This is a genomic window from Streptomyces sp. NPDC056161, assembly GCF_042268025.1.
In the GTDB taxonomy this organism is placed as follows: domain Bacteria; phylum Actinomycetota; class Actinomycetes; order Streptomycetales; family Streptomycetaceae; genus Streptomyces.
Map to the genome: position 1 here is coordinate 40,266 of NZ_JBHJUV010000045.1, position 24,114 is coordinate 64,379.

The following is a 24,114-nucleotide window of genomic DNA, read 5'->3' on the forward strand; positions in this document are numbered from 1 at the left end:
GCAAACGGTTCCTCAAGCGGGCCTGGAGACAACCTTGAAGCGGACCCGAAACGTGGCTTGCACGGAGTCGAAATTGTGCGGAGCCGAAATTGTGCGGAGCCGCAAACGGGCCCTGAGCAGACCCGTAAACGTGGCCTGAGCGGAGTCGGAAACACGGCCCGAGCAGACCCGGAGACATCGAAAGTCCCGGCGTCCGCCCTGGGGAAGGGCGAGCACCGGGACCTCCGGTGAAAGCTGTCGAGCCCGGTCCTTGACGTCACGTCGGCGCAGGCCCGCGATCTCGCCGCCGCCCTCATCCGCGCGGCGGATGAGGCAGAAGGCACGTTGCCAAGCCTGACCGTGGCGAACGCCCGCAACCTTGTCCGCGACGCGTGGATCCCGGGCAACCGCCCTGATGAGTTCAGTGGGTCGCTGGATGTGCTGGTCCACGTCGTCCAGTCGGAGACGCGAGAGGCGGTGGCCCGGGACCTGGAGGCCATGGATGGCACCAACGCCGGCATGAGCCTCACCCGATCCCACGCCGTGACCGTCGCGCGTCGAGGACTGAGGCCGGAGGACACGCAGCACGGCAGCTGACCACACAACAGAGCCCCTACCGGATCACCCGGTGGGGGCTCTTTGCGTTTCCGTGCTACGCCAGGGTGCCGCCCTTCACGGCGCCCAGGAAGCCGCTCCAGGCGTCGTCACCGAAGACGACCGCCGGGCCGGCGGGGACCTTGTTGTCACGGACAGGGAGGGCCGCGGGGATGGCCCCGCGCGTTGGCTTTACTCGATCGTCTTTAGACCCTGGTACGCCTCCCGAAGGTCTGCGCTCTCGGGGAGCTGACGAGACTCAATAGCCTTGACGACTTCCAACGCGCGCCAGTGATTGGAAGGAACTACCCTCCCAGACAGAAGGGCCTTCTGTGTCGAATCGCATGCTTCGTCTAGCCGGTCTTCCTTTAGGAGAACTAAAGCCAAATCGATATTTGCGGAGGCCACACGCCGTGGCCACTGGCTTACGTCGTCACTCGGGGTCAGCCTCTTGATTACTTCTCTAGCGTACGGCTCTGCCGCTGAATCCCCGAGCCATGCGAGTGTCGTAGCTGTGTAAGACAGAGCCTTTCCTGGGTCATAGCGGTAATGATGCTCTGGCCTATCGGGGACACCTAAAGCGGCTGATAGAGACTGTACCCGTTCAATGGCCGAGTAGGTGTCTTTCCCGTTGCCTAGCCGTGCGCTTGCTCGGCCTTCTTGGGCTGTCGACTGAATGACTACGGAGCTGCCGGCGGGAGCTATCTCCTGGGCGGCACGGGAGAGCTCGACGGCATGAACGTAATCCCCATCGGTGAGGACCCTCCAAGCTTCGGTCTCATAGCACCACGCCTCAATCTCACGGTGTCCGGCTTCCCTGGCAAGCGTTGAGGCTGTCTCCAGCCGTGCCGTAGCGGCATCGTCTTGCATAAGGTCGATATGGACTGTCGCCCCGAGCAGGGAAAGCCAGCCCCCGACGACAAGCAGCCGACGATGCTCTGAAAGGGTATTCCGGCCGTCGAGCAACTTTCCGACATAGGCAGAGTGCTTGCGTACCTGTTTTAGCAAATCTTCTGGCCTGGCTTTGGGGTAGGCCATAGCCAAATCGTCAAATACATGCTCAAGGCGCTCAAGGGTGGCGTTTCCTACGTCACTTGCCTGGACACGTCGCACAAGCTCCCATGCGTCCGTCTCGTCGTCATGCGTGCCACTGTCTTCCACGGACAGAGAGAGTCCGAGGTATTCGTTAATAGCCAGGGTCAACTCAGCAGAGGGGGCCTGTTTCCCGTTTAGTACCCGACTAAGATATGCGACGTCGTAATGGAGTTCCTTAGCCGCACCCCTCAGACTCTTCCCCTGTGCCTTGAGTGCGCTTCGTACTTCAGACCCGAAGTCGACCATGGTCCAGCTCCCGTTGACTGTTGACCCCCATCGTAGTCAACACTGGTCAACTGTCCCAGGAGGGCACGGAATCGGTTGAGTCGGCAGACACAACAGAGGACCCCCGCGACCGTGTGACCGGTCCGGGGGCGTGGCCACCAACCAACATGGGGTTGACGACAGTACCCAAAGCTACAGGCCAGGTCGACGAACGCACCGACGCGCTACAGAACGAGTACGGGACGTACGCACCCAAGGGTGAGAAGTGCCGCAGGTGCGCCCAGCCATTCAGCAGCCTTGAGCTTGTACGACGCGTGCAGCCGACCGGCGCACCATCGGGCCGGCCGTATGCGCACCTTGAGTGCCCCGCTGAGGCCACGTCGTGACGGGCATGAGTGGTCGTCAGAACGCCTTACCGGCCCCGGAGCTGGTCATCCTTGCTGATGGTCCCGTAGCACCTCACGCAGCCGCTGAAGCCCCTTGGCGGGAGGCGTACGGCGGCATCCTCGACCCTGCAAGCGGCGTTGTGAAGTTCGCGCGCGGAGCACTGCCCAAAAAGGACTGGGGGGACGATGCTGACGTCGATTGATCTCCATACCCGGCGCCCTGGTCTCGTGGACCCCGACACGTGCCCTGTCTGTGCCCAACTCCGTGACGTCATGGAAGCGGCAATGACCTTGCGGATTGGGAAACTGGCCAGACCGCTGGTAGAGGCACTGCGGGCGCACATGATCTATGGCCACCCGGATGACCCCCGGACTCTCAGCGAGGGACAGAGCAGTGAAGCGGCTACGTGATCACGTGCTCGCGTTCGCGGGCCCTCTCTTGCTGGCCACTGTCGCCGGATCGTGTGGGTTCGTGCTCGGCGTAGCCCTGGCCCATCCGTAAAGCCTGGACGAAGGAAGACACCGGCCTCTCAGGCCCCACAGACCCGCGGACCAGGCGACTGTTGCGTCCGGCCCGCGGTGGGCGCGACGGGAGTGCAGTGCCGTTGAGGTCGGCCCGCTGTACTCCCGTCAGCGTCCTGAAAATCCCCGTCCGTCTCCCCTGTCGCGGACGGCAACGACGAACGAGAGGTAAGCGAATGACCGTCATCACAGAAGCCCCGACTCTCCAGGCGGCTGGCACTCCACGATTCCTGTGGCTCGACCTGACCCGGAAGTGCCAACTCTCCTGCACACACTGCTACAACGAGTCAGGGCCCGAGGGCACGCACGGCACGATGACCGGCGACGACTGGCGTCGAGTGCTCGACCAGGCACATGCGGCCGGCGTGACCGGCGTTCAGTTAACCGGGGGTGAGGTGACGATGCACCCGGAGGCTCCCGCCCTCGTCGAGTACGCGCGGCGGCTTGGCCTGAAAGTCGAGATCTACAGCAATCTTGTACACGTGACCCCCGAGTGGTGGGGCGTGATCCTGCGCACCGGGGCCAGTCTCGCTACGTCGTACTACTCCCACCGGGCTGACGACCACAACGCCGTCACCAGCCGACCGACGCACACTCGGACCCGCGCGAACGTCGAATGGGCCGTGAAGGCGGGGATCCCGATCCGGGTATCGGTCATCCGGAGTCAGCCGGACCAGGACATCACGGAGACCGTGAACGAACTGCGGGCTCTCGGCGTCCGGCGTATCCGCAGTGACCACATGCGCCCCTTCGGACGCGCGGCAGCCGGGCAGGAGCCATGCACTGACGGCCTGTGCGGACGGTGCGGTGACGGTCGGGCATCCATCGGCCCGGACGGTACGGTGTCCCCGTGCGTGTTCTCCACGTGGCTAAGGATGGGCAACATCCAGCGTGCTTCATTGAGCAGCATCCTCGGCGGCTCCGAGACAGCACAGGCCAACGCGACGATTCGTGCGAGTCGCGACCTCGGCGTCACGTATGGCTGTAGCCCTGATAGCTCTTGCGGGCCCGACAACGAAGAGTCTGACGGCGACGACAACGACGACGAGTGCTCGCCCGGATTCCCGGGGACCGAATGCAGTCCGAGGAATTGAACGGAACATGGACACCACCAGTCTTCCCGAGTCAGCAATCCTTCCCCTGATCCGCGAGCGCACGGGACCGGTTGCAGAGGTCCGGCGGACCGAACGCGGCTTCAGTTCGGATCTGACAGCGCTTGTCGACTGCATGAAGGGCCCGTTCTTCGTCAAGGCCATGCGCAACCGCCCCGGCGGCCGACGGAAGTCCCTTATCCGGGAAAGGCAGATCAGCGCCTGCCTCGGGCACATCTCGCCACCCTTGCTGTGGGACGTGGAAGACGGCGACTGGTTGGTTCTGGGCTTCGATGTGGTCGACGGCCGGTCGTCCGACTTCACTCCCGGATCGCCTGATCTCCCCCTGGTCGTCGAGGCGGTCAATCAGATCAGCCGGTTGCCCCTTCCCCAGGTGGCACAGGGCTGGACCGAGACCCGATGGGATCGCTTCGCCGGCTTCGGCCCGGAGGCGGAGCTGTTCCGCGGTAACTCGCTTCTCCACACGGACATCAATCCGAGCAACATGATGGTGGAGAATGGTCGCGTACGCGTTGTGGACTGGGCGTGGCCGACCAGGGGAGCCGCATTCATCGACCCCGCACTTCTTATCCTCCAGCTCATCTCTGCCGGGCACACTCCGGCAGAGGCGGAGGGATGGGTGTCTGAGTTGCCCGCCTGGCACAGGGCCGATCCCGTGGCAATCGATGCCTTCGCCGCAGCCAACCTGCGGATGTCCGTTGCGTTCTCCGAGCGGAAGCCGGATGAGGACTGGCTGAAGTTCATGGTCACTGCATGCCGGTCGTGGACCGACCACAGAGGAGTCACCCCAAGCGTCGGCAGCGCCTGACTCTGAACCCCTCGTCCCCTCCTCCGTTCAGGGGACGAGAACCGCCGGACGAATGCCCTGTGGAGAGGGGTCGGACGGCACAGAGCCCCGCTCGCTTCCTTCCCCCGTGGGAGGCGGGCGGGGCTTCGTTGTTGACTGAGGTCAGACACAGCAACGCCCCCAGAGTGGGTCTGGGGGCGCTGTCGCAGCGTGGCGTACTGCGGAGTCTGTCCGTGAGTCGAGGTAGAGGGCTCGACATCCCTCACGGTGGGTACTGAACTCGCCACGGCTTGCGAACGCAGGCCGCGAACGGGCTCCGGGTGCCGGCCGGGAGCGGATGAGAGAGGGCCCGCTCTGGTCCGTCCGGCGGTCAAGTCGGAACTGACTCAGCCCTTGAGGGACGCGACCTTGGAGGCCAGGGCCGACTTCTTGTTGGCGGCCTGGTTCTTGTGGATGACGCCCTTGGAGACGGCCTTGTCGAGCTGGCGCGCAGCGGCGCGCTGGTACTCGGTCGCCTTCTCGACGTCACCCGCGGCAGCGGCCTCGCGGGCCTTGCGGATCGCGGTCTTCAGGGAGGACTTGACGGCCTTGTTGCGCAGCCGGGCCTTCTCGTTGGTCTTGATCCGCTTGATCTGGGACTTGATGTTCGCCACGAATGAGCCTTTTCAGGTTCTGGTACGGGCCCCTGGGGTCCCGCGCCGGTGATCTTCTGAGATGTACCCCGCGCCGAGCAGGCACGAGGCACAGCCACTCACGGTACCAGTGGCCCCGCGGCCAGCCCAAACCTCTCCCTGGTGCCCGCCCGTGGGACCATGGAGGCTACGTATCGATCCGACCCGAGACCGTTACCCTGCGGATACCTCAAGAATCAGGACCCTGCGTGCCCGCGACCCCTAAAAATGTGCCCGAGCCGAGCCGTACCGACCCGGCTCTGATCCGGAATTTCTGCATCATCGCGCACATCGACCACGGCAAGTCCACGCTTGCCGACCGGATGCTCCAGCTGACCGGCGTGGTCGAGCAGCGCCAGATGCGCGCTCAGTACCTCGACCGCATGGACATCGAGCGTGAGCGCGGCATCACGATCAAGTCCCAGGCGGTGCGTCTGCCGTGGGCTCCCACCCACGACCCGGGCAACACGCACATCCTCAACATGATCGACACCCCCGGGCACGTCGACTTCACCTACGAGGTCTCGCGATCGCTCGCCGCCTGCGAGGGGACCGTCCTCCTCGTGGACGCCGCCCAGGGCATCGAGGCGCAGACCCTCGCCAACCTCTACCTGGCGATGGAGAACGACCTCACCATCATCCCGGTGCTGAACAAGATCGACCTGCCGGCCGCGCAGCCGGAGAAGTTCGCCGAGGAGCTGGCCAACCTGGTCGGCTGCGAGCCCGGCGACGTGCTCAAGGTCTCCGCCAAGACGGGGCTCGGTGTCGACGCGCTGCTCGACCGCGTCGTCGAGGAGATCCCGGGCCCGGTCGGCGTCAAGGACGCCCCGGCGCGCGCGATGATCTTCGACTCCGTCTACGACTCCTACCGCGGGGTCGTGACGTACGTCCGGGTCGTGGACGGCCAGCTCAACAAGCGCGAGCGGATCCGGATGATGTCCACCGGCGCCACGCACGAGCTGCTGGAGATCGGCGTCAGCTCGCCCGAGATGCTGTCGGCCGACGGCCTCGGCGTGGGCGAGGTGGGGTACCTGATCACCGGCGTGAAGGACGTCCGCCAGTCCAAGGTCGGTGACACGATCACCAGCCAGGCCAAGGGCGCCACCGAGGCGCTGGGCGGCTACAAGGACCCGAAGCCGATGGTCTTCTCGGGCCTGTATCCGCTGGACGGCTCCGACTACCCCGACCTGCGCGAAGCGCTCGACAAGCTCCAGCTCAACGACGCCGCGCTGGTCTACGAGCCGGAGACCTCCGCCGCGCTGGGCTTCGGCTTCCGTGTCGGCTTCCTCGGCCTGCTGCACCTGGACGTGATCCGGGAGCGGCTGGAGCGCGAGTTCGGCCTCGACCTGATCGCCACCGCCCCCAACGTGGTCTACCGCGTGATCATGGAGGACGGCACCGAGCACGTCGTGACCAACCCGAGCGAGTTCCCCGAGGGCAAGATCGAGGAGGTGTACGAGCCGGTCGTACGGGCCACGATCCTCGCGCCCACCGAGTTCATCGGCGCGATCATGGAGCTGTGCCAGACCCGGCGCGGCACCCTGCTCGGCATGGACTACCTGTCCGAGGACCGCGTCGAGATCCGCTACACCCTGCCGCTCGCGGAGATCGTCTTCGACTTCTTCGACCAGCTGAAGTCCAAGACCCGCGGCTACGCCTCGCTCGACTACGAGCCCACGGGCGAGCAGAACAGCTCCCTGGTCAAGGTCGACATCCTGCTGCACGGCGACAAGGTCGACGCCTTCTCCGCGATCACCCACAAGGACCAGGCGTACGCGTACGGCGTGCGGCTCGTCGCCAAGCTCCGGGAGCTGATCCCGCGGCAGAACTTCGAGGTGCCGGTGCAGGCGGCCATCGGCTCCCGGGTGATCGCCCGCGAGACCATCCGCGCCATCCGCAAGGACGTCCTCGCCAAGTGCTACGGCGGTGACATCTCCCGGAAGCGCAAGCTGCTGGAGAAGCAGAAGGAAGGCAAGAAGCGGATGAAGATGGTGGGTTCCGTGGAGGTTCCCCAGGAGGCGTTCATCGCCGTGCTGTCCAGCGATGACAGCGCGGGGTCGAGCAAAGCCAAGAAGTAACGCCGGTCACTCCGGGTTACCCGTCGGTATCCCGGCAAACCGGGCGTAACAGGGGCTCGTCGCGAGAAAGTGCGGCGGGCCTCTACGCATGCGTAGGGTCGCTGACGGTAGGAAGTGACAGGCCGCCGCCCCTTACGTGTCGGCTGGGCGGGCTCTACTCTGATCCCTGCTCGATAGTTACTCGTGGGTTAACTCGTGGGTTGAACCTCGTGGGTTGAACAACGCCGGGCGGCGGCCCGGAGAGCCGCCCCGCGGGTGCACCCCAGCCGCACTGAGCCAGCCGCATCGTCGCGGGCCCGGAGGATGTCGTGAGCGACACACAGACACTGATCGAGAACCGTCCGCCGTCCGTGGCGAACCTGTTCCTGGACCGCGTCGCGGCCACACCGGACGCCGAGGCGTACCGCTACCCGGTGCCCCCCTCGTCCGGTCAGGGCCCGGACGACTGGAAGTCGCTCAGCTGGGCACAGGCGGCCGAGCGGGTCTACGCGATCGCCGCCGGACTCATCGAACTGGGCGTGCGGCCCGAGGAGCGGGTCGCGCTCGCCTCCTCGACCCGGGTCGAGTGGATCCTGGCCGACCTCGGCATCCTGTGCGCGGGCGCCGCCACCACGACCGTCTACCCGCAGACCAACGCCGACGAGTCGGCGTTCATCCTCTCCGACTCCGGGAGCCGGGTGCTGATCGCCGAGGACGCGGCCCAGCTCGCCAAGGCGCAGGAGAAGCGCGCCGAGCTGCCCGACCTCACCCAGGTGGTGGTGCTCGACCCGGCCGGCGTCGAGACCGGCGACGGCGTGCTCAGCCTGGCCGAGCTGGAGGAGCGCGGCGCCGCCCACCTGGAGAAGCACCCCGAGCTGATCAAGGACCGGGTGGCGGCGATCACCAAGGACCAGCTGGCCACGCTCATCTACACCTCCGGCACCACCGGCCGCCCCAAGGGCGTGCGGCTGCCGCACGACAACTGGTCGTACATGGCGAAGGCGATCGCCGCGACCGATCTGCTCGGCCCCGAGGACGTGCAGTACCTGTGGCTGCCGCTGGCGCACGTCTTCGGCAAGGTGCTCACCTCCGGCCACATCGAGATCGGCCACGTCACCGCCGTGGACGGCCGCGTCGACAAGATCATCGAGAATCTTCCGGTCGTCCGGCCGACCTACATGGCCGCCGTGCCGCGCATCTTCGAGAAGGTCTACAACGGCGTCGCGGCCAAGGCCCGCGAGGGCGGCGCGGCCAAGTTCCGGATCTTCCAGTGGGCCGCCGAGATCGCCCGCGAGTACGCCAAGGCCAGCCAGGACAGCTTCCGGCGCACCGGCACCGCCTCCGCGCCGTTCGGCCTGACCGCCAAGCACAAGGTCGCCGACGCGCTCGTCTACGCCAAGCTCCGCGAGGCATTCGGCGGCAGGCTGCGCGCCTGCGTCTCCGGCTCGGCCGCGCTCGCGCCGGAGATCGGCTACTTCTTCGCGGGCGCCGGCATCCACATCCTGGAGGGCTACGGCCTCACCGAGTCCTCCGCGGCCTCCTTCGTCAACCCCGGCGAGGCGTACCGCACCGGCACGGTCGGCAAGCCGCTGGCCGGCTGCGAGGTGCGCATCGCGGACGACGGCGAGGTCCTGCTGCGCGGCCCCGGCATCATGCAGGGCTACCACAGGCTGCCGGAGAAGACCGCCGAGGTGCTGGAGTCCGACGGCTGGTTCCACACCGGCGACATCGGCGAGCTGTCGGCCGACGGCTATCTGCGCATCACCGACCGCAAGAAGGACCTCATCAAGACGTCCGGCGGCAAGTACATCGCGCCGGCCGAGGTCGAGGGCCGGTTCAAGGCGGTCTGCCCGTACGTCTCCAACATCCTCGTGCACGGCGCGGACCGGAACTTCTGCACCGCGCTCATCGCCCTCGACGAGGCCGCCATCGTGGAGTGGGCGAAGGAGAACGGCCTGGCGGGCAGGACGTACGCCGACATCGTGGCCGCGCCCGCGACGGTCGCCCTCATCGACGGGTACGTCAAGGAGCTCAACCAGGGACTGCAACGGTGGGAGACCATCAAGAAGTTCCGGCTGCTCCCGCGCGACCTGGACGTGGAACACGGTGAGGTCACGCCGAGCCTGAAGCTGAAGCGGCCCGTCGTCGAACGGCAGTACAAGCACCTGCTCGACGAGATGTACGCGGGCACCCGCGAGGCGTAGGGCGCCGCCGCGACCAGGGGAAAGGAAGGGGTGGGGCGCCCGGCGTCCCGCCCCCGTCCCGTCCCTCATCCCGCCCCCCCTTCCCGGTTGTCCCGGATCCTGTCCGTCTTCGAACACACCCGTAGCGCCCCATAGCACTGTTCTCACCCATGGCGGCCCACTTCGGTAACTCCGCGCTTATGGGTACGGCCGGTCTGTCACCCTGTCGGCAACGACCGAGGGCCTAATCGTCCGAAACGCTCGGGGAGCTGGCAATGGGGGCCATACCGACGCAACGGGAGACCGTGTTCCGTGGCTTCGAGCCGTCCGCGCGTCCGTCCGCGCATCCGGCCGAGCATCCGGCTGAGCAGCCGTCCGCGCATCCGGCCGACCGTCCGTGCGAGTCGCCGTCCGAGCAGCCGTCCGAGCAGCCGGCCGGGCGCGGCGGGGCGGACCGGCGTGGCCGGGCGCACGCGACGCTGCCCGGCAGCCCGCTCGCGGCCGGCTCCGCCCGCGCGCTGGTGAGCAGGGCGTTCACCGAGTGGGCCGAACTCGGCCTGGTGAGACACGAGCGGCTGGCCGACGACGTCATGATCGTGGTCAGCGAACTCGTCACCAACGCCGTCGTCCACGCGGGCACCGACGTCGAACTGGTCTGCCGGCTGGAGGAGGACGGCGCCGTCGTCATCGAGGTCGGCGACCACCACCCCTCGCGCGCCCCACGCGACAACGGCGCCGAAACGCCGTACGAGATCCCGGAGTACGGCCGCGGCCTGCGCCTCGTGGCCACGCTCGCCGAGTCCTGGGGCGTCACCTACCGCACCGGCGCCAAGACGGTGTGGGCGCGGCTGACGCCCGAGGACGGGCCGCTCGCCGACGGACGTGAGACGTACGCCGGGGAGCGTGCGCTGGCCGTCGCCGAGGTCCTGGCGCCCGAGCCGCACCGGGCCGAGCGGGACCGGGACTGGCTCGGCCGCGGCGCGCTGTCCTTCCTGGCCGAGGCGTCCGACCTGCTCGCCGGGCAGCTCGACGAGAACCTGGTCGCCGCGCTCACCGGCCAGCTGATCGTGCCGCGGCTCGCCGACTGGTGCGCGGTGTGGCTGGAGGACGAGTCGACCGTGCGGGGCGGCTGGGCGGACGGCACCGGCCTCGCCGGACCGCGGCTCGCCCGGGTCTGGCACGAGAGCGAGAACCGGATCGAGGAACTGCGCCGGACCCTGGAGAAGGACCCGCCGTGCCCCCGGGACGGCCTGCGCTCCGGACCCGAGCCCTACCCCTGGCCGGGCGCCGCGCTCGGCCCGCGCGCCGCGCACGGCGCGGCGCTCGCCTACCGGCTGATCGCGGGCGGCCGCCCGCTGGGCACGCTGGTCATCGGCCGGTGCGGCCTCACCCGCTTCCCGGACGAGATCACCGGTCTCGTCGAGGACCTCGCCCGCCGGGTGGCCCTCGCCATCGGCGCGGCCCGCCAGTACGCCCGGCAGGCCACGATCAGCGCCGTCCTGCAACGCGGGCTGCTGCCCGGCGCGGTCGCCGAGATCCCGGGGCTGCGCAGCGCGCTCGTCTACGAGCCATGCGACCAGGGCGGACCGAGCGGCGACTTCTACGACCTGTTCCCGGCCGGCGACGGCCGCTGGTGCTTCGCGATCGGCGACGTCCAGGGCAAGGGCCCCGAGGCGGCCGTGGTGATCGGCCTGGCCCGGCCCTGGCTGCGGCTGCTGGCCCGCGAGGGCTACCGGGTCGCCGACGTACTCGACCGCCTCAACCAGCTCCTCCTCGACGACGCGACGGAGGCCGCGGACGCGGCGGCCCGCGCGCTGGTGGCGGCCGGCGGCCGTCCCGTGGCCCCCGGTGACGGCCCCCAGACCCGGTTCCTGTCCCTCCTCTACGGCGAACTCGTCCCCTTCGACGGCGGTGTCCGCTGCACCCTCGCCTCCGCCGGCCATCCGCTGCCGCTGGTGCTCGGGCCCGACGGCGGGGTCCGTACGGCGGCGCATCCGCAGACCCTGCTCGGTGTCGTCGAGGACGCCACGTACACCAGCGAGACCATCGAGCTGGGGGTGGGCGACAGCCTGCTGTGCGTCACCGACGGGGTCACCGAGCGCCGGTGCGGATCCCGCCAGTTCGACGACGGTGACGGGCTCGCCCTGGCGCTGGCCGGCTGCGCCGGGCTCAGCGCCGAGCTGATCGCGGACCGGATCAGGCGCCTGGTGCACGACTTCGGCGTCCGGCCGCCGGAGGACGACCTGGCCCTGCTGGTGCTCCAGGCGGAGTGACCGGGCCCGGCCCATGAGCCGCCCCGGCCCGTGAGCTTGGATCCAGCCCCTGAGTTTGGGTCCGGCCCGCGAGTTTGGGTCCGGCCCGCGAGTTTGGGCCCGGCCCCTGAGCCTGGGTCCGGGCCCGCGAGCCCGGGTCCGACCCACGAGCCGACCCGGGCCACCGCCGTCCTGGCACGGGACGACCCGGCCCGGACACCGGTACGGGACAATGGACCACATGCCTTCCGCACTCCCCGACGGCGAGCCCGTCCCCGCCGACGGCGCGCTGCCCGCCTCCGCGCTCGACGGTGCCGCCGACCGCCCCCTCGGGTTCTACCTGCACGTCCCGTACTGCGCGACCCGCTGCGGATACTGCGACTTCAACACCTACACCGCCGGCGAACTGCGCGGCACCGGCGGGGTGCTCGCCTCCCGGGACAACTACGCGGACACCCTGACCGACGAGATCCGCCTGGCCCGCAAGGTGCTCGGCGACGACCCGCGCGAGGTCCGCACGGTCTTCGTCGGCGGCGGCACGCCGACCCTGCTGCCCGCGGCCGACCTGGTACGGATGCTGGGCGCGATCCGCGCCGAGTTCGGCCTCGCGCCGGACGCGGAGATCACGACCGAGGCGAACCCCGAGACGGTCGACCCGGCCTACCTCACGGCCCTGCGGGAGGGCGGCTTCACCCGGATCTCCTTCGGCATGCAGAGCGCGCGGCGGCACGTGCTGGACGTCCTCGACCGCACCCACACCCCCGGCCGCCCCGAGGCGTGCGTGGCCGAGGCACGCGCGGCCGGCTTCGAGCACGTCAACCTGGACCTGATCTACGGCACGCCCGGCGAGTCCGACGACGACTGGCGGGCCTCCCTGGAGGCGGCGCTCGGCGCGGGCCCCGACCACATCAGCGCGTACGCCCTCATCGTCGAGGAGGGCACCCAGCTCGCCCGCCGCATCCGCCGCGGCGAGGTCCCGATGACCGACGACGACGTCCACGCGGACCGCTACCTGATCGCGGAGGAGATCCTGACCGCGGCCGGTCTCGACTGGTACGAGGTCTCCAACTGGGCCGCCTCCGCCGCGGCCCGCTGCCTGCACAACGAGCTGTACTGGCGCGGCGCCGACTGGTGGGGCGCGGGACCCGGCGCGCACTCCCACGTGGGCGGCGTGCGCTGGTGGAACGTGAAGCATCCAGGGGCGTACGCGGCGGCCCTGGCGGCGGGCCGCACCCCGGGCGCCGGACGGGAGATCCTGTCCGACGAGGATCGCCGGGTGGAGCGGATCCTGCTGGAACTGCGGCTGCGCGAGGGCGTCCCGCTGGACCTGCTGCGCCCCGACGGCCTCGCGGCGGCACGGCGGGCACGGGCGGACGGGCTGCTGGAGACCGGCCCTTACGACGAGGGGCGGGCCGCGCTGACGCTGCGGGGGCGGTTGCTGGCGGACGCGGTGGTACGGGACCTGGTGGACTGATCACCCCGCGGGTGAATCGGTGCGGAACGCGGGTTCGGTCCCTAACCTGGTTCGTAGGCTGCCGTGAAAAGTACGCGGCGGATGTGGAGGGCCACGGAGATGACCGCTGTGGACGAGCGCGGGATGACCCAGTACTTCGAGGAGCTTGAGCCTCCCGAGGGCGTCAAGGTCGAGCTTCTCCGGGGGGTAATCGTGATGATGGCCAGCCCTGATCTGGTGCACAACCTGATCGTGCTGCATACGGAGAGGCAGATCCCGCTCGACCGCTGGTACCCCCTCCAGACCCAGGACGTCGGCATCGTCGACGAGGCGAGCGAGCCCGTACCGGATCTCGCGATCGTGGCGCGTGACGCCCTGCCCGGTTCGGGCCGTCTGCTGCCCTCCGATCTGGTCACGATGGTCGTGGAGGTCGTCTCCAAGAGCAGCATTCACCAGGATTACGTGATCAAGCGCTCAATCTATGCGGCCGGAAGGATCTCCGCCTACCTCGTCCTGGACCCGATCATGGCGCACTGCGTGCTGCTGACGAAACCCGCGGGCGAGGGCGAGGACGCCGATTATCGGAGCCAGGAGATCGTGAAGTTCGGGGACCCGCTGCCGCTGAAGGTTCTGGGTCTCGAACTGGACACGCACGACTTCGGCACATTTCCCGGCGTCAGGCCCCATCGCTATCCGTGACGAAGTCGATCAGTTCCTCGACCCTGCCCAGGAGTTGCGGCTCCAGATCCTTGTACGACCGCACCCGCGACAGGATCCCCTGCCAGGCCGCCCCCGTGTTCTCCGGCCACCCCAGCGCCCGGCACACCCCCGTCTTCCAGTCCTGCCCGCGCGGTACTTTCGGCCACCCGGCGATGCCCAGGGCGGACGGCTTCACCGCCTCCCAGATGTCGATGTAGGGGTGCCCGACCACGAGCGCGTGCTCGCTCGTCACCGCCTGTGCGATCCGCCACTCCTTCGTGCCGGGGACCAGGTGGTCCACCAGGACGCCGAGCCGCGCGTCCGGTCCCGGCGCGAACGAGGCCACGAGGGACGGCAGGTCGTCCACGCCCTCCAGGTACTCCACCACCACGCCCTCGATGCGCAGGTCGTCACCCCACACCTTCTCGACCAGTTCCGCGTCGTGCCGGCCCTCGACGTAGATCCGCCCCGCGCGGGCCACCCGCGCGCGGGCGCCGGGGACGGCGACCGAACCGGACGCCGTACGGGCGGGCCGTGCCAAAGCCGCCGCCGACGGACGCACCAGGGTCACCACCCGGCCCTCCAGCAGGAAGCCGCCCGGCTGGAGCGGGAAGACGCGGTGCTTGCCGAAGCGGTCCTCCAGGGTCACCGTGCCCGCCTCGCAGCGGATCACCGCACCGCAGAAGCCGGTGCCGGGCTCCTCCACCACGAGACCGGGCTCGGCCGGGACCTCGGGCACGGGCCGGGACTTCTTCCAGGGCGGGGTCAGATCCGGTGAGTACGTGCGGGGGCGCGGGCCGGAAGGGCCCGAGGCGGGTGGGCGCATTCGGATGACGATAGGAGAAAGCGCGGACGGGCGATCACGACACGCCGAACCGCGCGGCCAGCGCGTCCCGCTGCGCGCGGACGAACCCCGCGTCCACCACCGCTCCGTGACCGGGCACGTACAACGCGTCCGCGCCGCCCAGGGCGAGCAGCCGGTCCAGGGCCGCGGGCCAGCGGGACGGCACGGCGTCCGGGCCCGCCTGCGGCTCGCCGGACTCCTCCACCAGATCGCCGCAGAAGACCACCGCCGGCTCGCCCGGGACCAGTACCGCCAGGTCATGGGCCGTGTGGCCGGGGCCCACGACCGCCAGTACCGCCCGCCGGCCGCCGCCCAGGTCCAGCGGCCACTCGCCCCGGACCAGGTGGCGGGGGCGGACCAGGGCGGCCGCCGCCTCGGCGGCGAGCGCCGCGTCCAGGCCGTTGTCGACCGCGTCCCGGCGCAGTGCGTCCCGCTCATGGGTGAACACCGCGTCCACACCGGCGGCCGCGTACACCTCCGCGTCCGGGAACGCCGGGGCGCCGAAGACATGATCGAAGTGGGGGTGGGTGAGCGCGAGATGCGTCACACGGTGACCGGCGAGTTCCCCGGCCCGTGCCCGCAGCCGCGCCCCCTCCGCCAGGCCGGACCCGGCGTCCACCATGAGCGCCGTGCCCTCTCCGAGGACCAGTCCGGCGGTGCAGTCCCACCCCGGCAGCCGGCACCGGCCCACCCCGGCGGCCACCCGCTCCCAGCCCGCCTCTTCCCAAGTCGCCCTCATACGGCGACGCTAGCGTCCGGGAGTCCCCGGGTACGAACGGACGTGACCAGCCTTGCCCGGGGCGTACCCCACGGCCGTACACTGGCCCCGGGGACGCTGGCACTCCCCTGCACAGAGTGCCAGGCGAAAGACCCGAAAGGCCGCGGGGACGACTTTCTGGAGGTGGGCGCGAGATGCTGAGTGAACGCAGACTCCAGGTGCTGCGCGCCATCGTCCAGGACTATGTCGGCACCGAGGAGCCGGTGGGTTCGAAGGCCCTCACCGAGCGGCACAACCTCGGTGTCTCCCCGGCCACGGTCCGCAACGACATGGCGGTGCTGGAGGACGAGGGGTTCATCGCCCAGCCGCACACCAGCGCCGGGCGGATCCCCACCGACAGGGGCTACCGGCTGTTCGTGGACAAGCTCGCGGGCGTCAAGCCGATGACCGGGCCCGAGCGGCGCGCCATCCAGAACTTCCTGGACGGCGCCGTCGACCTCGACGACGTGGTGGCCCGGACCGTGCGGCTGCTCGCGCAGCTGACCCGGCAGGTCGCGGTCGTGCAGTACCCGTCCCTGACCCGTTCGACCGTGCGGCACGTGGAACTGCTCGCGCTCGCCCCCGCGCGCGTGATGCTCGTGCTGATCACGGACACCGGCCGGGTCGAGCAGCGGATGATCGACTGCCCGGCGCCGTTCGGCGAGACGTCCCTGGCGGATCTGCGCGCGCGGCTCAACAGCCGTGTCGCGGGCCGTCGTTTCTCGGACGTGCCGAACCTGGTCGAGGACCTGCCGGACGCCTTCGAGGCCGAGGACCGCGGTACGGTCTCGACGGTGCTCTCCACCCTCCTGGAGACGCTCGTCGAGGAGAACGAGGAGCGGCTGATGATCGGCGGCACCGCCAATCTGACCCGCTTCGGACATGACTTCCCCCTCACCATCCGGCCCGTCCTGGAGGCGCTGGAGGAGCAGGTCGTGCTCCTCAAGCTGCTGGGCGAGGCGAAGGATCCGGGCGTGACCGTGCGCATCGGCCACGAGATCGCCCACGAGGGACTCAACTCCACGTCCGTGGTGTCGGTCGGCTACGGTTCGGGCGGCGAGGCAGTAGCCAAGCTCGGCGTGGTCGGACCGACCCGCATGGACTACCCGGGAACGATGGGAGCGGTACGCGCAGTGGCACGGTACGTCGGACAGATCCTGGCGGAGTCGTAGTGGCCACGGACTACTACGCCGTTCTCGGCGTGCGCCGCGACGCGTCGCAGGAAGAGATCAAGAAAGCCTTCCGACGGCTCGCACGCGAGCTGCACCCGGATGTCAACCCCGATCCGAAGACGCAGGAGCGGTTCAAGGAGATCAACGCCGCTTACGAGGTGCTGTCGGACCCGCAGAAGAAGCAGGTCTACGACCTCGGCGGGGACCCGCTCTCGCAGTCCGGCGGGGCCGGCGCGGGCGGCTTCGGGGCCGGTGGCTTCGGCAACTTCTCCGACATCATGGACGCGTTCTTCGGCACGGCGTCGCAGCGCGGGCCGCGCTCGCGCACCCGCCGCGGCCAGGACGCGATGATCCGGATCGAGGTCGAGCTGGACGAGGCGGCCTTCGGCACGACGAAGGACATCCAGGTCGACACGGCCGTCGTCTGCAAGACCTGCAACGGCGAGGGCGCGGCGCCGGGCACCACCGCCCAGACGTGTGACATGTGCCGCGGGCGCGGCGAGGTGTCGCAGGTGACCCGGTCCTTCCTGGGCCAGGTCATGACCTCGCGCCCGTGCCCGCAGTGCCAGGGCTTCGGCACGGTCGTGCCGACCCCGTGCCCGGAGTGCGCGGGCGACGGCCGGGTGCGCTCGCGCCGGACCCTGACCGTGAAGATCCCGGCCGGCGTCGACAACGGCACCCGTATCCAGCTCGCGGGCGAGGGCGAGGTCGGCCCCGGCGGCGGCCCCGCCGGCGATCTGTACGTCGAGATCCACGAGCTGCCGCACTCCACCTTCCAGCGGCGCGGCGACGACCTGCACTGCACGGTGACCATCCCCATGACGGCCGGGGCCCTCGGCACCAAGGTGCCGCTGGAGACCCTGGACGGCCTGGAGGACGTCGACATCCGTCCTGGCACCCAGTCCGGTCAGTCGATCCCGCTGCACAACCGCGGTGTGACGCATCTGCGGGGCGGCGGCCGGGGCGATCTCATCGTGCACGTCGAGGTGCAGACCCCGACCAAGCTCGACCCCGAGCAGGAGCGGGTGCTGCGCGAGCTGGCCAAGCTGCGCGGCGAGGAGCGTCCGCTGGGCCAGTTCCAGCCCGGTCAGCAGGGCCTGTTCTCGCGGCTGAAGGACGCGTTCAACGGCCGCTGACACGGGCCCGACGACGGTGCGGGCCGCGCGGGCCGAGTGAGCTGAACGACCGTTCCCGGGCTGCCCGGCTCCCCTGCCGGGGGCCTGGGCGGCGGCCTCCGGGAGGGAGCCCGTCACCCCGGGCGGCAGGGGGTGTTCTCCCGGTCTCAGGACGCGTTCGTCGGCCGCCGGCGCGAGCCGCCGACGGCCGGTGACCGTCCGTTGCCGATGGCCTATGCCAAGCCAAGGCCGGATTCGGACTTGTTCGGAGGACGTGACAACATGCCGTCATGTCCTCCGCGCTGACCGATCTCTGCCCACATCCGATCGTGCAGGCCCCCATGGCGGGCGGTGTCTCCGTCCCGCAGCTCGCCGCCGCCGTGTCCGAGGCCGGTGGGCTGGGTTTCCTCGCCGCCGGGTACAAGACCGCCGACGGCATGTACCAGGAGATCAAGCAGATGCGGGGGCTGACGAGCCGCCCCTTCGGGGTGAACCTCTTCATGCCCCAGCCCGAATTCCCCGGCGCGAACGCCGGCGGCACCACGGCGACGGGCGCCGGGCATGCGTCCGCCGCGGTGGAGATCTACGCACAGCAACTGGCCGGCGAGGCCGCCTGGTACGAGATCGAACTCGGCGACCCGGACAGCGGCCGGGACGACGGCTACGAGGCCAAGCTCGCCGTGCTGCTCGACGACCCGGTACCGGTGGTGTCGTTCCACTTCGGCGTCCCGGCCCGGGACGTCATCGACTCGCTGCACCGGGTCGGCACCTTCGCCCTGGTCACCGCGACCACCGCGGAGGAGGCCCAGGCCGTGCGGCAGTCCGGCGCCGACGCGGTGATCGCCCAGGGCGTGGAGGCCGGCGGCCACCAGGGCACCCATCGCGACATCCCGGAGAAGGACCACTCCGGCCTCGGACTGCTCTCCCTGGTCGCCCAGGTCCGCGACGCCGTGGACATCCCGGTCGTCGCGGCCGGCGGGATCATGCGCGGCACGCAGATCGCCGCGGTCCTCGCCGCGGGTGCGGACGCCGCCCAGCTCGGCACCGCGTTCCTCGCCACCCCCGAGTCCGGCGCGTCCGCCCTGCACAAGCAGGCCCTGACCAGCCCCCTGTTCACCCGTACGGAGCTGACCCGGGCCTTCTCCGGGCGGCCCGCCCGCGGCCTGGTCAACCGGTTCCTGCGCGAGCACGGCCCGTACGCTCCCGCCGCCTACCCCGAGGTCCACCACCTGACCTCGCCGCTGCGCAAGGCCGCCGCCAAGGCCGGTGACGCGCAGGGCATGGCGCTGTGGGCGGGACAGGGGCACCGGATGGCCCGCGACCTGCCCGCCGGGGAACTGGTCGAGATCCTGGCGGCCGAACTCGCCGCCGCCCGGACAGCGTTGTCAGCCGGAGGCGACCTGCGATGACGGCCCCGGTCTTCGTCGTCGAGCACTTCCGCCCGGACGGCCACCGGTACGTCCTGGACGGGCCCGAGGGCCGCCACGCGGTCTCCGTGAAGCGGCTGCGCCCCGGCGAGGAGGTCGTCCTCACCGACGGCGCCGGACGGTACGCCGTGTGCGAGGTGATCGACACCGAGGGCAAGGACCGGCTGATCGTCCACATGACCTCGGTCTCGGAGGAAGCGGAGGCCACCCCCCGGATCACCGTCGTCCAGGCGCTGCCCAAGGGGGACCGGGGCGAGGTGGCCGTGGAGACCATGACCGAGGTCGGCGTCGACGCCGTCGTCCCCTGGCAGGCCGCCCGCTGCATCACCCAGTGGAAGGGCGACCGGGGCCTGAAGGCGCTCGCCAAGTGGCGGGCCACCGCCCGGGAGGCGGGCAAGCAGTCCCGCCGGGTGCGCTTCTGCGAGGTCGCGGAACCGGCGACGACCAAGCAGGTGGCCGCGCTGCTCGCCGCGGCCGACTTCGCCGCCGTGCTGCACGAGAGCGGCCGGGAACGGCTGGCCACCGCCGAACTCCCCGCCGAGGGCGACATCGTGCTGGTCGTCGGACCCGAGGGCGGCGTCTCCCCGGAGGAACTGGCGGTCTTCGCGCAGGCGGGCGCCGAGCCGTACGTCCTCGGGAACACGGTGCTGCGCACCTCGACCGCCGGGACCGCCGCCGCGGCCCTGCTGCTGGGCCGCACCGGCCGCTGGTCCTGACCCCCGCCCCGGCCGTCCCGGAGCGGTCTCACACGTACAGGTGACTGGCCGTCAACGGCCTACCGCGCCGCCGTAGTCGATGGCACTCTGCCCTGCATGGGGGCATTCAGGCTGATTCGGTGTGGGTTGCGCGGTACGCGGGCGGGGGCCGTGGCGGGGCTCGCGGTGCTGGCCGTGGGCGGCGCGGCGGCCTGTCAGCCCGGCGGCCTGAACAGCGCGACGGCCGCCTACACCACCGACTGGACCGCGACGGCCCGGCTCGAACGGGAACATGTCGACGTGAGCTGGCTGACCTGCACCGGCGGTGACGCCACACCGGGCCGCGGCACGCCGGCCGGCGCACCGGCCGGCGCGCGGACCCCCGCCGCCACCGAGACCACCGTCGTCTCCGTCGACTGCCAGGGCCGGACGAAGGACGGCCGGACGATCACCGTCGTCGGCCGGATCACCAGGGCCGTCGGCGGCGCGTGCGTGCGCGGCGACCTGGTCGCCGCGGTGGACGGCAAGGAGCGGTTCCACGTCAGCGGTCTGGGCGACTGCGACGCCACCCCCGGCCCCCCGTACACCCCGCCCGTCACCTACCGCCCTCCGTCCGTCACTTACCGTCCCCCGTCCGCCACCTATCGCCCCCCGGGCGGGCCGCGGCCCGCGCCCACGGTCACCGTGACCGTCACCCGTACCGTGTGGTGCGAGACCGACCCGAGATGCCGGCCCGTCGCGGGCAAGTGATCCGAACCACGTCCATCGGCGGCGCTTGCTGCATAGGGTGACCGGGTGACTGAGTCCATATCGACGGACGTGGCGAGCGCGGCGGGTTCGGCCGACGTCCCCCCAGGGTCTTCGTATCTGCGCTTTCCCCATCTCCGGGGCGAGTTGGTCGCCTTCACCGCCGAGGACGACGTCTGGCTCGCCCCGCTCGACGGCGGCCGGGCCTGGCGGGTCAGCGCCGACAACGTACCGGTGACCCACCCGCGCATCTCGCCCGACGGCACCGCCGTCGCCTGGACCTCCACCCGCGACGGCGCCCCCGAGGTGCATGTCGCCCCCGCCGCCGGCGGACCGGCGCGGCGGCTGACGCACTGGGGTAGCGCGCGCACCCAGGTGCGCGGCTGGACGCCCGACGGGCGGGTCCTGGCGCTCAGCACCCAGGGCCAGCCGAGCCTGCGCCGCAGCTGGGCCCGTGCCGTGCCGCTGGACGGCGGACCCGCCGACACCCTGCCGTACGGGCCCGTCGGCGACGTCGCGTTCGGACCGGCCACCGTCCTGCTGTCCGCGCCGATGGGCCGCGAGGCCGCCTGGTGGAAGCGCTACCGGGGCGGTACGGCGGGCAAGCTGTGGATCGACCGGGACGGCGACCGGGCGGGCGGCGGGGAGTTCGTCCGGCTGCACGAGGACCTGGACGGGAACATCGAGTACCCGCTGTGGGTGGGGGACCGGATCGCCTTCCTCTCCGACCACGAGGGCACCGGCGCGCTGTACTCCTCCCTCGCCGACGGCTCCGAGCTGCGCCGGCACACCCCCCTCGACGGTTTCTACGCCCGCCACGCCGCCTCCGACGGCACCCGGGTCGTCTACTCCAGCGCCGGTCAACTGTGGCTCCTCGACGACCTGGCGGGCGCCGAACCGCGGCGGCTCGACATCCGGCTGGGCGGGCCCGGCCTGGACCTCCAGCCGTACCCGGTGAACGCCGCCCGCTGGCTCGGGGCCGCGTCCCCCGACCACACCGGGCGCGGCAGCACGGTCTGCGTGCGCGGCGGCGTGCACTGGGTCACCCACCGCTCCGGCCCCGCCCGCGCCCTCGCCGCGGAGTCCGGCGTGCGCGCCCGGCTGCCGCGCAGTTTCCGCGCGGACGGCGAGGAGTGGGCGGTGTGGGTGACCGACGCCGAGGGCGAGGACGCCCTGGAGTTCGCGCCCGCGACCGGCATCACGCCCGGTGCCGTCCCCCGCAGGCTCGCCGCGGGACAGCTGGGCCGGGTCCTGGAACTGGCCATGGCACCCGACGGCAGCCGGGCCGCCGTCGCCGTGCACGACGGGCGGCTGCTGCTCGTCGAGCGGGAGACCGGCGAGATCCGCGAGGTCGACCGCAGCGCCGACGGCGACGTGTCCGGGCTGGTCTTCTCACCCGACTCGGCCTGGCTCGCCTGGTCCCACCCCGGCCCGCACCCCCTGTCCCAGCTGCGCCTCGCCCACACCACCGACCTGTCGGTGACCGAGGCGACCCCGCTGCGCTTCCGGGACTACGCGCCCGCCTTCACCCTCGACGGCAAACACCTCGCCTTCCTGTCCAACCGGTCCTTCGACCCGGTCTACGACGAGCACGTCTTCGACCTGGCCTTCGTCGTCGGCGACCGCCCGCACCTGATCACCCTGGCCGCGACCACGCCCTCCCCGTTCGGGCCGCAGCGGCACGGCCGGCCGTTCGAGACCCCCGACCGGGACGAGACCCCCGACAGCGAGGGCGCCCCGGCCACCCGTATCGACCTGGAGGGACTGGCCGACCGGATCGTCCCCTTCCCGGTCGAGGCCGCCCGCTACTCCAACCTGCGCGCCGCCAAGGACGGCGTGCTGTGGCTGCGCCACCCGGTGCGCGGTGTCCTCGGCGCCACCCGGGCCACACCCGACGACCCGGACCCGAAGACCGAACTGGAGCGCTACGACCTCGTCCAGCAGCGCATCGAGCACCTGGCCGCCGACGCCGACCACTTCGAGGTCAGCGGCGACGGCAAACGCGTCCTGCTGTGGACCGACGACCGGCTCAGGGTCGTACCCAGCGACCGGCGGGCCGGCCACGACGACGACGGCGACACCAGCGTCACCGTCGATCTCGGCCGGGTGCGGCAGACGGTGCGCCCGGCGGCCGAGTGGCGGCAGATGTACGACGAGGCCGGCCGCATCATGCGCGACCAGTTCTGGCGGCCCGACCTGGGCGGCGTCGACTGGGCCGGCGTCCTCGACCGCTACCGCCCGGTCCTCGCCCGGGTCGCCACCCACGACGACCTGGTCGACCTGCTGTGGGAGGTGCAGGGCGAACTCGGCACCTCGCACGCCTACGTCACACCGCGCGGCGGCTACGGCGCCGGCGCCCGCCAGGGCCTGCTCGGCGCGGACGTCTCCCGGCACCCGGACGGCAGTTGGCGCGTCGACCGGATCCTGCCCGCGGAGACCTCGGACCCGCGGGCCCGCTCCCCGCTGGCCGCGCCCGGCGCCGCGGTGCGCGCCGGGGACGCGATCGTCGCGGTGGGCGGTCTGCCCGTCGACCCGGTGACCGGTCCCGGCCCGCTGCTCGTCGGCACGGCCGGGCAGCCGGTCGAGCTGACCGTCTCCCCGGCCGGCGGGGGCGACCTGCGGCACACGGTCGTCGTACCGCTCGGCGACGAGGAGCCGCTGCGCTACCACGCGTGGGTCGCCGACCGGCGGGCCTACGTCCACGAGCGCTCCGGCGGCCGGCTCGGCTATCTGCACGTGCCGGACATGCAGGCGCCCGGCTGGGCGCAGATCCACCGCGACCTGCGGATCGAGGTGGCCCGCGAGGGCCTGGTGGTGGACGTCCGGGAGAACCGGGGCGGGCACACCTCGCAGCTCGTCGTGGAGAAGCTGGCCCGGCGGATCGTCGGCTGGGACGTGCCGCGCGGCTTGCGGCCCATCAGCTACCCGATGGACGCGCCCCGCGGGCCCGTCGTCGCGGTCGCCAACGAGTTCTCCGGCTCCGACGGGGACATCGTCAACGCGGCGATCAAGGCGCTCGGCATCGGCCCGGTGGTCGGCACCCGCACCTGGGGCGGTGTAATCGGCATCGACAGCCGCTACCGCCTGGTCGACGGCACCCTGATCACCCAGCCCAAGTACGCGTTCTGGCTGGAGGGTTACGCGTGGGGCGTGGAGAACCACGGGGTGGACCCGGACGTGGAGGTGGTACAGCGCCCGCAGGACTGGGCGGCCGGCCGGGACCCCCAGCTGGACGAGGCGGTGGCGCTGGCCCTGGCCGCCCTGGAGACCACCCCCGCCAAGACGCCGCCACAGCTGCCGTGAGGCCCGGCCCCCGCCGGGTCGGCGGGGGCCCGCCGCGGC

The 24,114-nt window shown here is 70.9% G+C and carries 19 protein-coding genes; 14 read left to right on the forward strand and 5 right to left on the reverse strand.

Annotated elements, in window-relative coordinates; translation table 11 throughout:
• The first annotated feature begins 324 nt into the window (after window positions 1-324).
• Window positions 325-576 carry a hypothetical protein gene (locus ACFC09_RS33245; RefSeq protein ID WP_376534395.1) on the forward strand — a complete coding sequence of 84 codons (252 nt, stop codon included), beginning with the start codon at window positions 325-327 and terminating at the stop codon, window positions 574-576.
• Window positions 577-631: 55 nt separating this feature from the next.
• On the opposite strand, the gene ACFC09_RS33250 is transcribed toward ACFC09_RS33245, so the two are convergent.
• Both ACFC09_RS33250 and ACFC09_RS33255 read right to left on the reverse strand, forming a co-directional pair.
• Window positions 632-748 carry a DUF397 domain-containing protein gene (locus ACFC09_RS33250; protein ID WP_376534461.1) on the reverse strand — a complete coding sequence of 39 codons (117 nt, stop codon included), beginning with the start codon at window positions 746-748 and terminating at the stop codon, window positions 632-634.
• 17 nt (window positions 749-765) lie between these two features.
• Complete coding sequence (locus tag ACFC09_RS33255) at window positions 766-1,914, reverse strand: helix-turn-helix domain-containing protein (RefSeq protein WP_376534397.1); 1,149 nt, start codon at window positions 1,912-1,914, stop codon at window positions 766-768.
• A 1,063-nt stretch (window positions 1,915-2,977) separates the two neighbouring features.
• On the opposite strand from ACFC09_RS33255, the gene ACFC09_RS33260 reads away from it, so the two are divergent.
• Entirely contained in the window at window positions 2,978-3,895 is a 918-nt protein-coding gene (locus tag ACFC09_RS33260; RefSeq protein WP_376534399.1) for a radical SAM protein, read from the forward strand.
• A 7-nt stretch (window positions 3,896-3,902) separates the two neighbouring features.
• The gene (locus tag ACFC09_RS33265) at window positions 3,903-4,721 is read left to right on the forward strand and encodes a protein kinase (protein ID WP_376534401.1); all 819 of its coding nucleotides are present in this window, start codon (window positions 3,903-3,905) and stop codon (window positions 4,719-4,721) included.
• 365 nt (window positions 4,722-5,086) lie between these two features.
• Here ACFC09_RS33265 and rpsT read toward each other — a convergent pair whose 3' ends face one another.
• Window positions 5,087-5,353: a 30S ribosomal protein S20 gene (gene rpsT, locus ACFC09_RS33270; RefSeq protein ID WP_015660447.1), complete on the reverse strand. Its 267-nt coding sequence runs from the start codon at window positions 5,351-5,353 to the stop codon at window positions 5,087-5,089.
• A gap of 227 nt (window positions 5,354-5,580) precedes the next feature.
• On the opposite strand from rpsT, the gene lepA reads away from it, so the two are divergent.
• From lepA to ACFC09_RS33295, 5 genes are all read left to right on the forward strand, one after another.
• Window positions 5,581-7,449 (forward strand): translation elongation factor 4, encoded by a 1,869-nt coding sequence (lepA, locus tag ACFC09_RS33275; protein ID WP_376534403.1) that lies wholly within the window; start codon window positions 5,581-5,583, stop codon window positions 7,447-7,449.
• Between the two features lie 308 nt (window positions 7,450-7,757).
• The gene (locus tag ACFC09_RS33280) at window positions 7,758-9,632 is read left to right on the forward strand and encodes an AMP-dependent synthetase/ligase (RefSeq protein WP_376534405.1); all 1,875 of its coding nucleotides are present in this window, start codon (window positions 7,758-7,760) and stop codon (window positions 9,630-9,632) included.
• 254 nt (window positions 9,633-9,886) lie between these two features.
• On the forward strand, window positions 9,887-11,884 hold the full coding sequence (locus tag ACFC09_RS33285; protein WP_376534407.1) for a SpoIIE family protein phosphatase: 1,998 nt from the start codon (window positions 9,887-9,889) through the stop codon (window positions 11,882-11,884).
• 220 nt (window positions 11,885-12,104) lie between these two features.
• Window positions 12,105-13,337: a radical SAM family heme chaperone HemW gene (gene hemW / locus ACFC09_RS33290; RefSeq protein ID WP_376534409.1), complete on the forward strand. Its 1,233-nt coding sequence runs from the start codon at window positions 12,105-12,107 to the stop codon at window positions 13,335-13,337.
• 99 nt (window positions 13,338-13,436) lie between these two features.
• The gene (locus ACFC09_RS33295; protein WP_376534411.1) at window positions 13,437-14,015 is read left to right on the forward strand and encodes a Uma2 family endonuclease; all 579 of its coding nucleotides are present in this window, start codon (window positions 13,437-13,439) and stop codon (window positions 14,013-14,015) included.
• Here ACFC09_RS33295 and ACFC09_RS33300 read toward each other — a convergent pair.
• Together ACFC09_RS33300 and ACFC09_RS33305 are read right to left on the reverse strand one after the other, a co-directional pair.
• Window positions 13,993-14,841, reverse strand: a complete 849-nt coding sequence (locus ACFC09_RS33300; protein WP_376534412.1) for a DUF3097 domain-containing protein — start codon at window positions 14,839-14,841, stop codon at window positions 13,993-13,995. The genes ACFC09_RS33295 and ACFC09_RS33300 overlap by 23 nt on opposite strands.
• A gap of 34 nt (window positions 14,842-14,875) precedes the next feature.
• Window positions 14,876-15,598: an MBL fold metallo-hydrolase gene (locus ACFC09_RS33305; protein WP_376534414.1), complete on the reverse strand. Its 723-nt coding sequence runs from the start codon at window positions 15,596-15,598 to the stop codon at window positions 14,876-14,878.
• A 173-nt stretch (window positions 15,599-15,771) separates the two neighbouring features.
• Between ACFC09_RS33305 and hrcA the strand changes: the two genes are divergently transcribed.
• The 6 genes from hrcA (at window position 15,772) to ACFC09_RS33335 (ending at window position 24,075) form a co-directional block, all read left to right on the forward strand.
• Window positions 15,772-16,788 (forward strand): heat-inducible transcriptional repressor HrcA, encoded by a 1,017-nt coding sequence (hrcA, locus tag ACFC09_RS33310; RefSeq protein ID WP_376534416.1) that lies wholly within the window; start codon window positions 15,772-15,774, stop codon window positions 16,786-16,788.
• On the forward strand, window positions 16,788-17,924 hold the full coding sequence (gene dnaJ / locus ACFC09_RS33315; RefSeq protein WP_376534418.1) for a molecular chaperone DnaJ: 1,137 nt from the start codon (window positions 16,788-16,790) through the stop codon (window positions 17,922-17,924). Before hrcA ends, dnaJ begins: the two co-directional genes overlap by 1 nt.
• A gap of 269 nt (window positions 17,925-18,193) precedes the next feature.
• Window positions 18,194-19,312 (forward strand): nitronate monooxygenase, encoded by a 1,119-nt coding sequence (locus ACFC09_RS33320; protein WP_376534420.1) that lies wholly within the window; start codon window positions 18,194-18,196, stop codon window positions 19,310-19,312.
• Window positions 19,309-20,046 carry a 16S rRNA (uracil(1498)-N(3))-methyltransferase gene (locus tag ACFC09_RS33325; protein WP_376534422.1) on the forward strand — a complete coding sequence of 246 codons (738 nt, stop codon included), beginning with the start codon at window positions 19,309-19,311 and terminating at the stop codon, window positions 20,044-20,046. Before ACFC09_RS33320 ends, ACFC09_RS33325 begins: the two co-directional genes overlap by 4 nt.
• A 96-nt stretch (window positions 20,047-20,142) precedes the next feature.
• Window positions 20,143-20,775, forward strand: a complete 633-nt coding sequence (locus ACFC09_RS33330) for a hypothetical protein (protein WP_376534424.1) — start codon at window positions 20,143-20,145, stop codon at window positions 20,773-20,775.
• Between the two features lie 144 nt (window positions 20,776-20,919).
• Window positions 20,920-24,075: a S41 family peptidase gene (locus tag ACFC09_RS33335; RefSeq protein ID WP_376534463.1), complete on the forward strand. Its 3,156-nt coding sequence runs from the start codon at window positions 20,920-20,922 to the stop codon at window positions 24,073-24,075.
• Window positions 24,076-24,114 lie beyond the last annotated feature (39 nt).

Excerpts from the sequence above, each read along its gene's own strand:
- ACFC09_RS33255 (WP_376534397.1), bottom strand. The coding sequence starts at position 1,914 with ATGGTCGACTTCGGGTCTGAAGTACGAAGCGCACTCAAGGCACAGGGG.
- ACFC09_RS33260 (WP_376534399.1), top strand. The coding sequence starts at position 2,978 with ATGACCGTCATCACAGAAGCCCCGACTCTCCAGGCGGCTGGCACTCCA.
- ACFC09_RS33265 (WP_376534401.1), top strand. The coding sequence starts at position 3,903 with ATGGACACCACCAGTCTTCCCGAGTCAGCAATCCTTCCCCTGATCCGC.
- ACFC09_RS33285 (WP_376534407.1), top strand. The coding sequence starts at position 9,887 with ATGGGGGCCATACCGACGCAACGGGAGACCGTGTTCCGTGGCTTCGAG.
- hemW (WP_376534409.1), top strand. The coding sequence starts at position 12,105 with ATGCCTTCCGCACTCCCCGACGGCGAGCCCGTCCCCGCCGACGGCGCG.
- ACFC09_RS33295 (WP_376534411.1), top strand. The coding sequence starts at position 13,437 with ATGACCGCTGTGGACGAGCGCGGGATGACCCAGTACTTCGAGGAGCTT.
- ACFC09_RS33300 (WP_376534412.1), bottom strand. The coding sequence starts at position 14,841 with ATGCGCCCACCCGCCTCGGGCCCTTCCGGCCCGCGCCCCCGCACGTAC.
- ACFC09_RS33305 (WP_376534414.1), bottom strand. The coding sequence starts at position 15,598 with ATGAGGGCGACTTGGGAAGAGGCGGGCTGGGAGCGGGTGGCCGCCGGG.
- hrcA (WP_376534416.1), top strand. The coding sequence starts at position 15,772 with ATGCTGAGTGAACGCAGACTCCAGGTGCTGCGCGCCATCGTCCAGGAC.
- ACFC09_RS33320 (WP_376534420.1), top strand. The coding sequence starts at position 18,194 with ATGTCCTCCGCGCTGACCGATCTCTGCCCACATCCGATCGTGCAGGCC.
- ACFC09_RS33325 (WP_376534422.1), top strand. The coding sequence starts at position 19,309 with ATGACGGCCCCGGTCTTCGTCGTCGAGCACTTCCGCCCGGACGGCCAC.
- ACFC09_RS33330 (WP_376534424.1), top strand. The coding sequence starts at position 20,143 with ATGGGGGCATTCAGGCTGATTCGGTGTGGGTTGCGCGGTACGCGGGCG.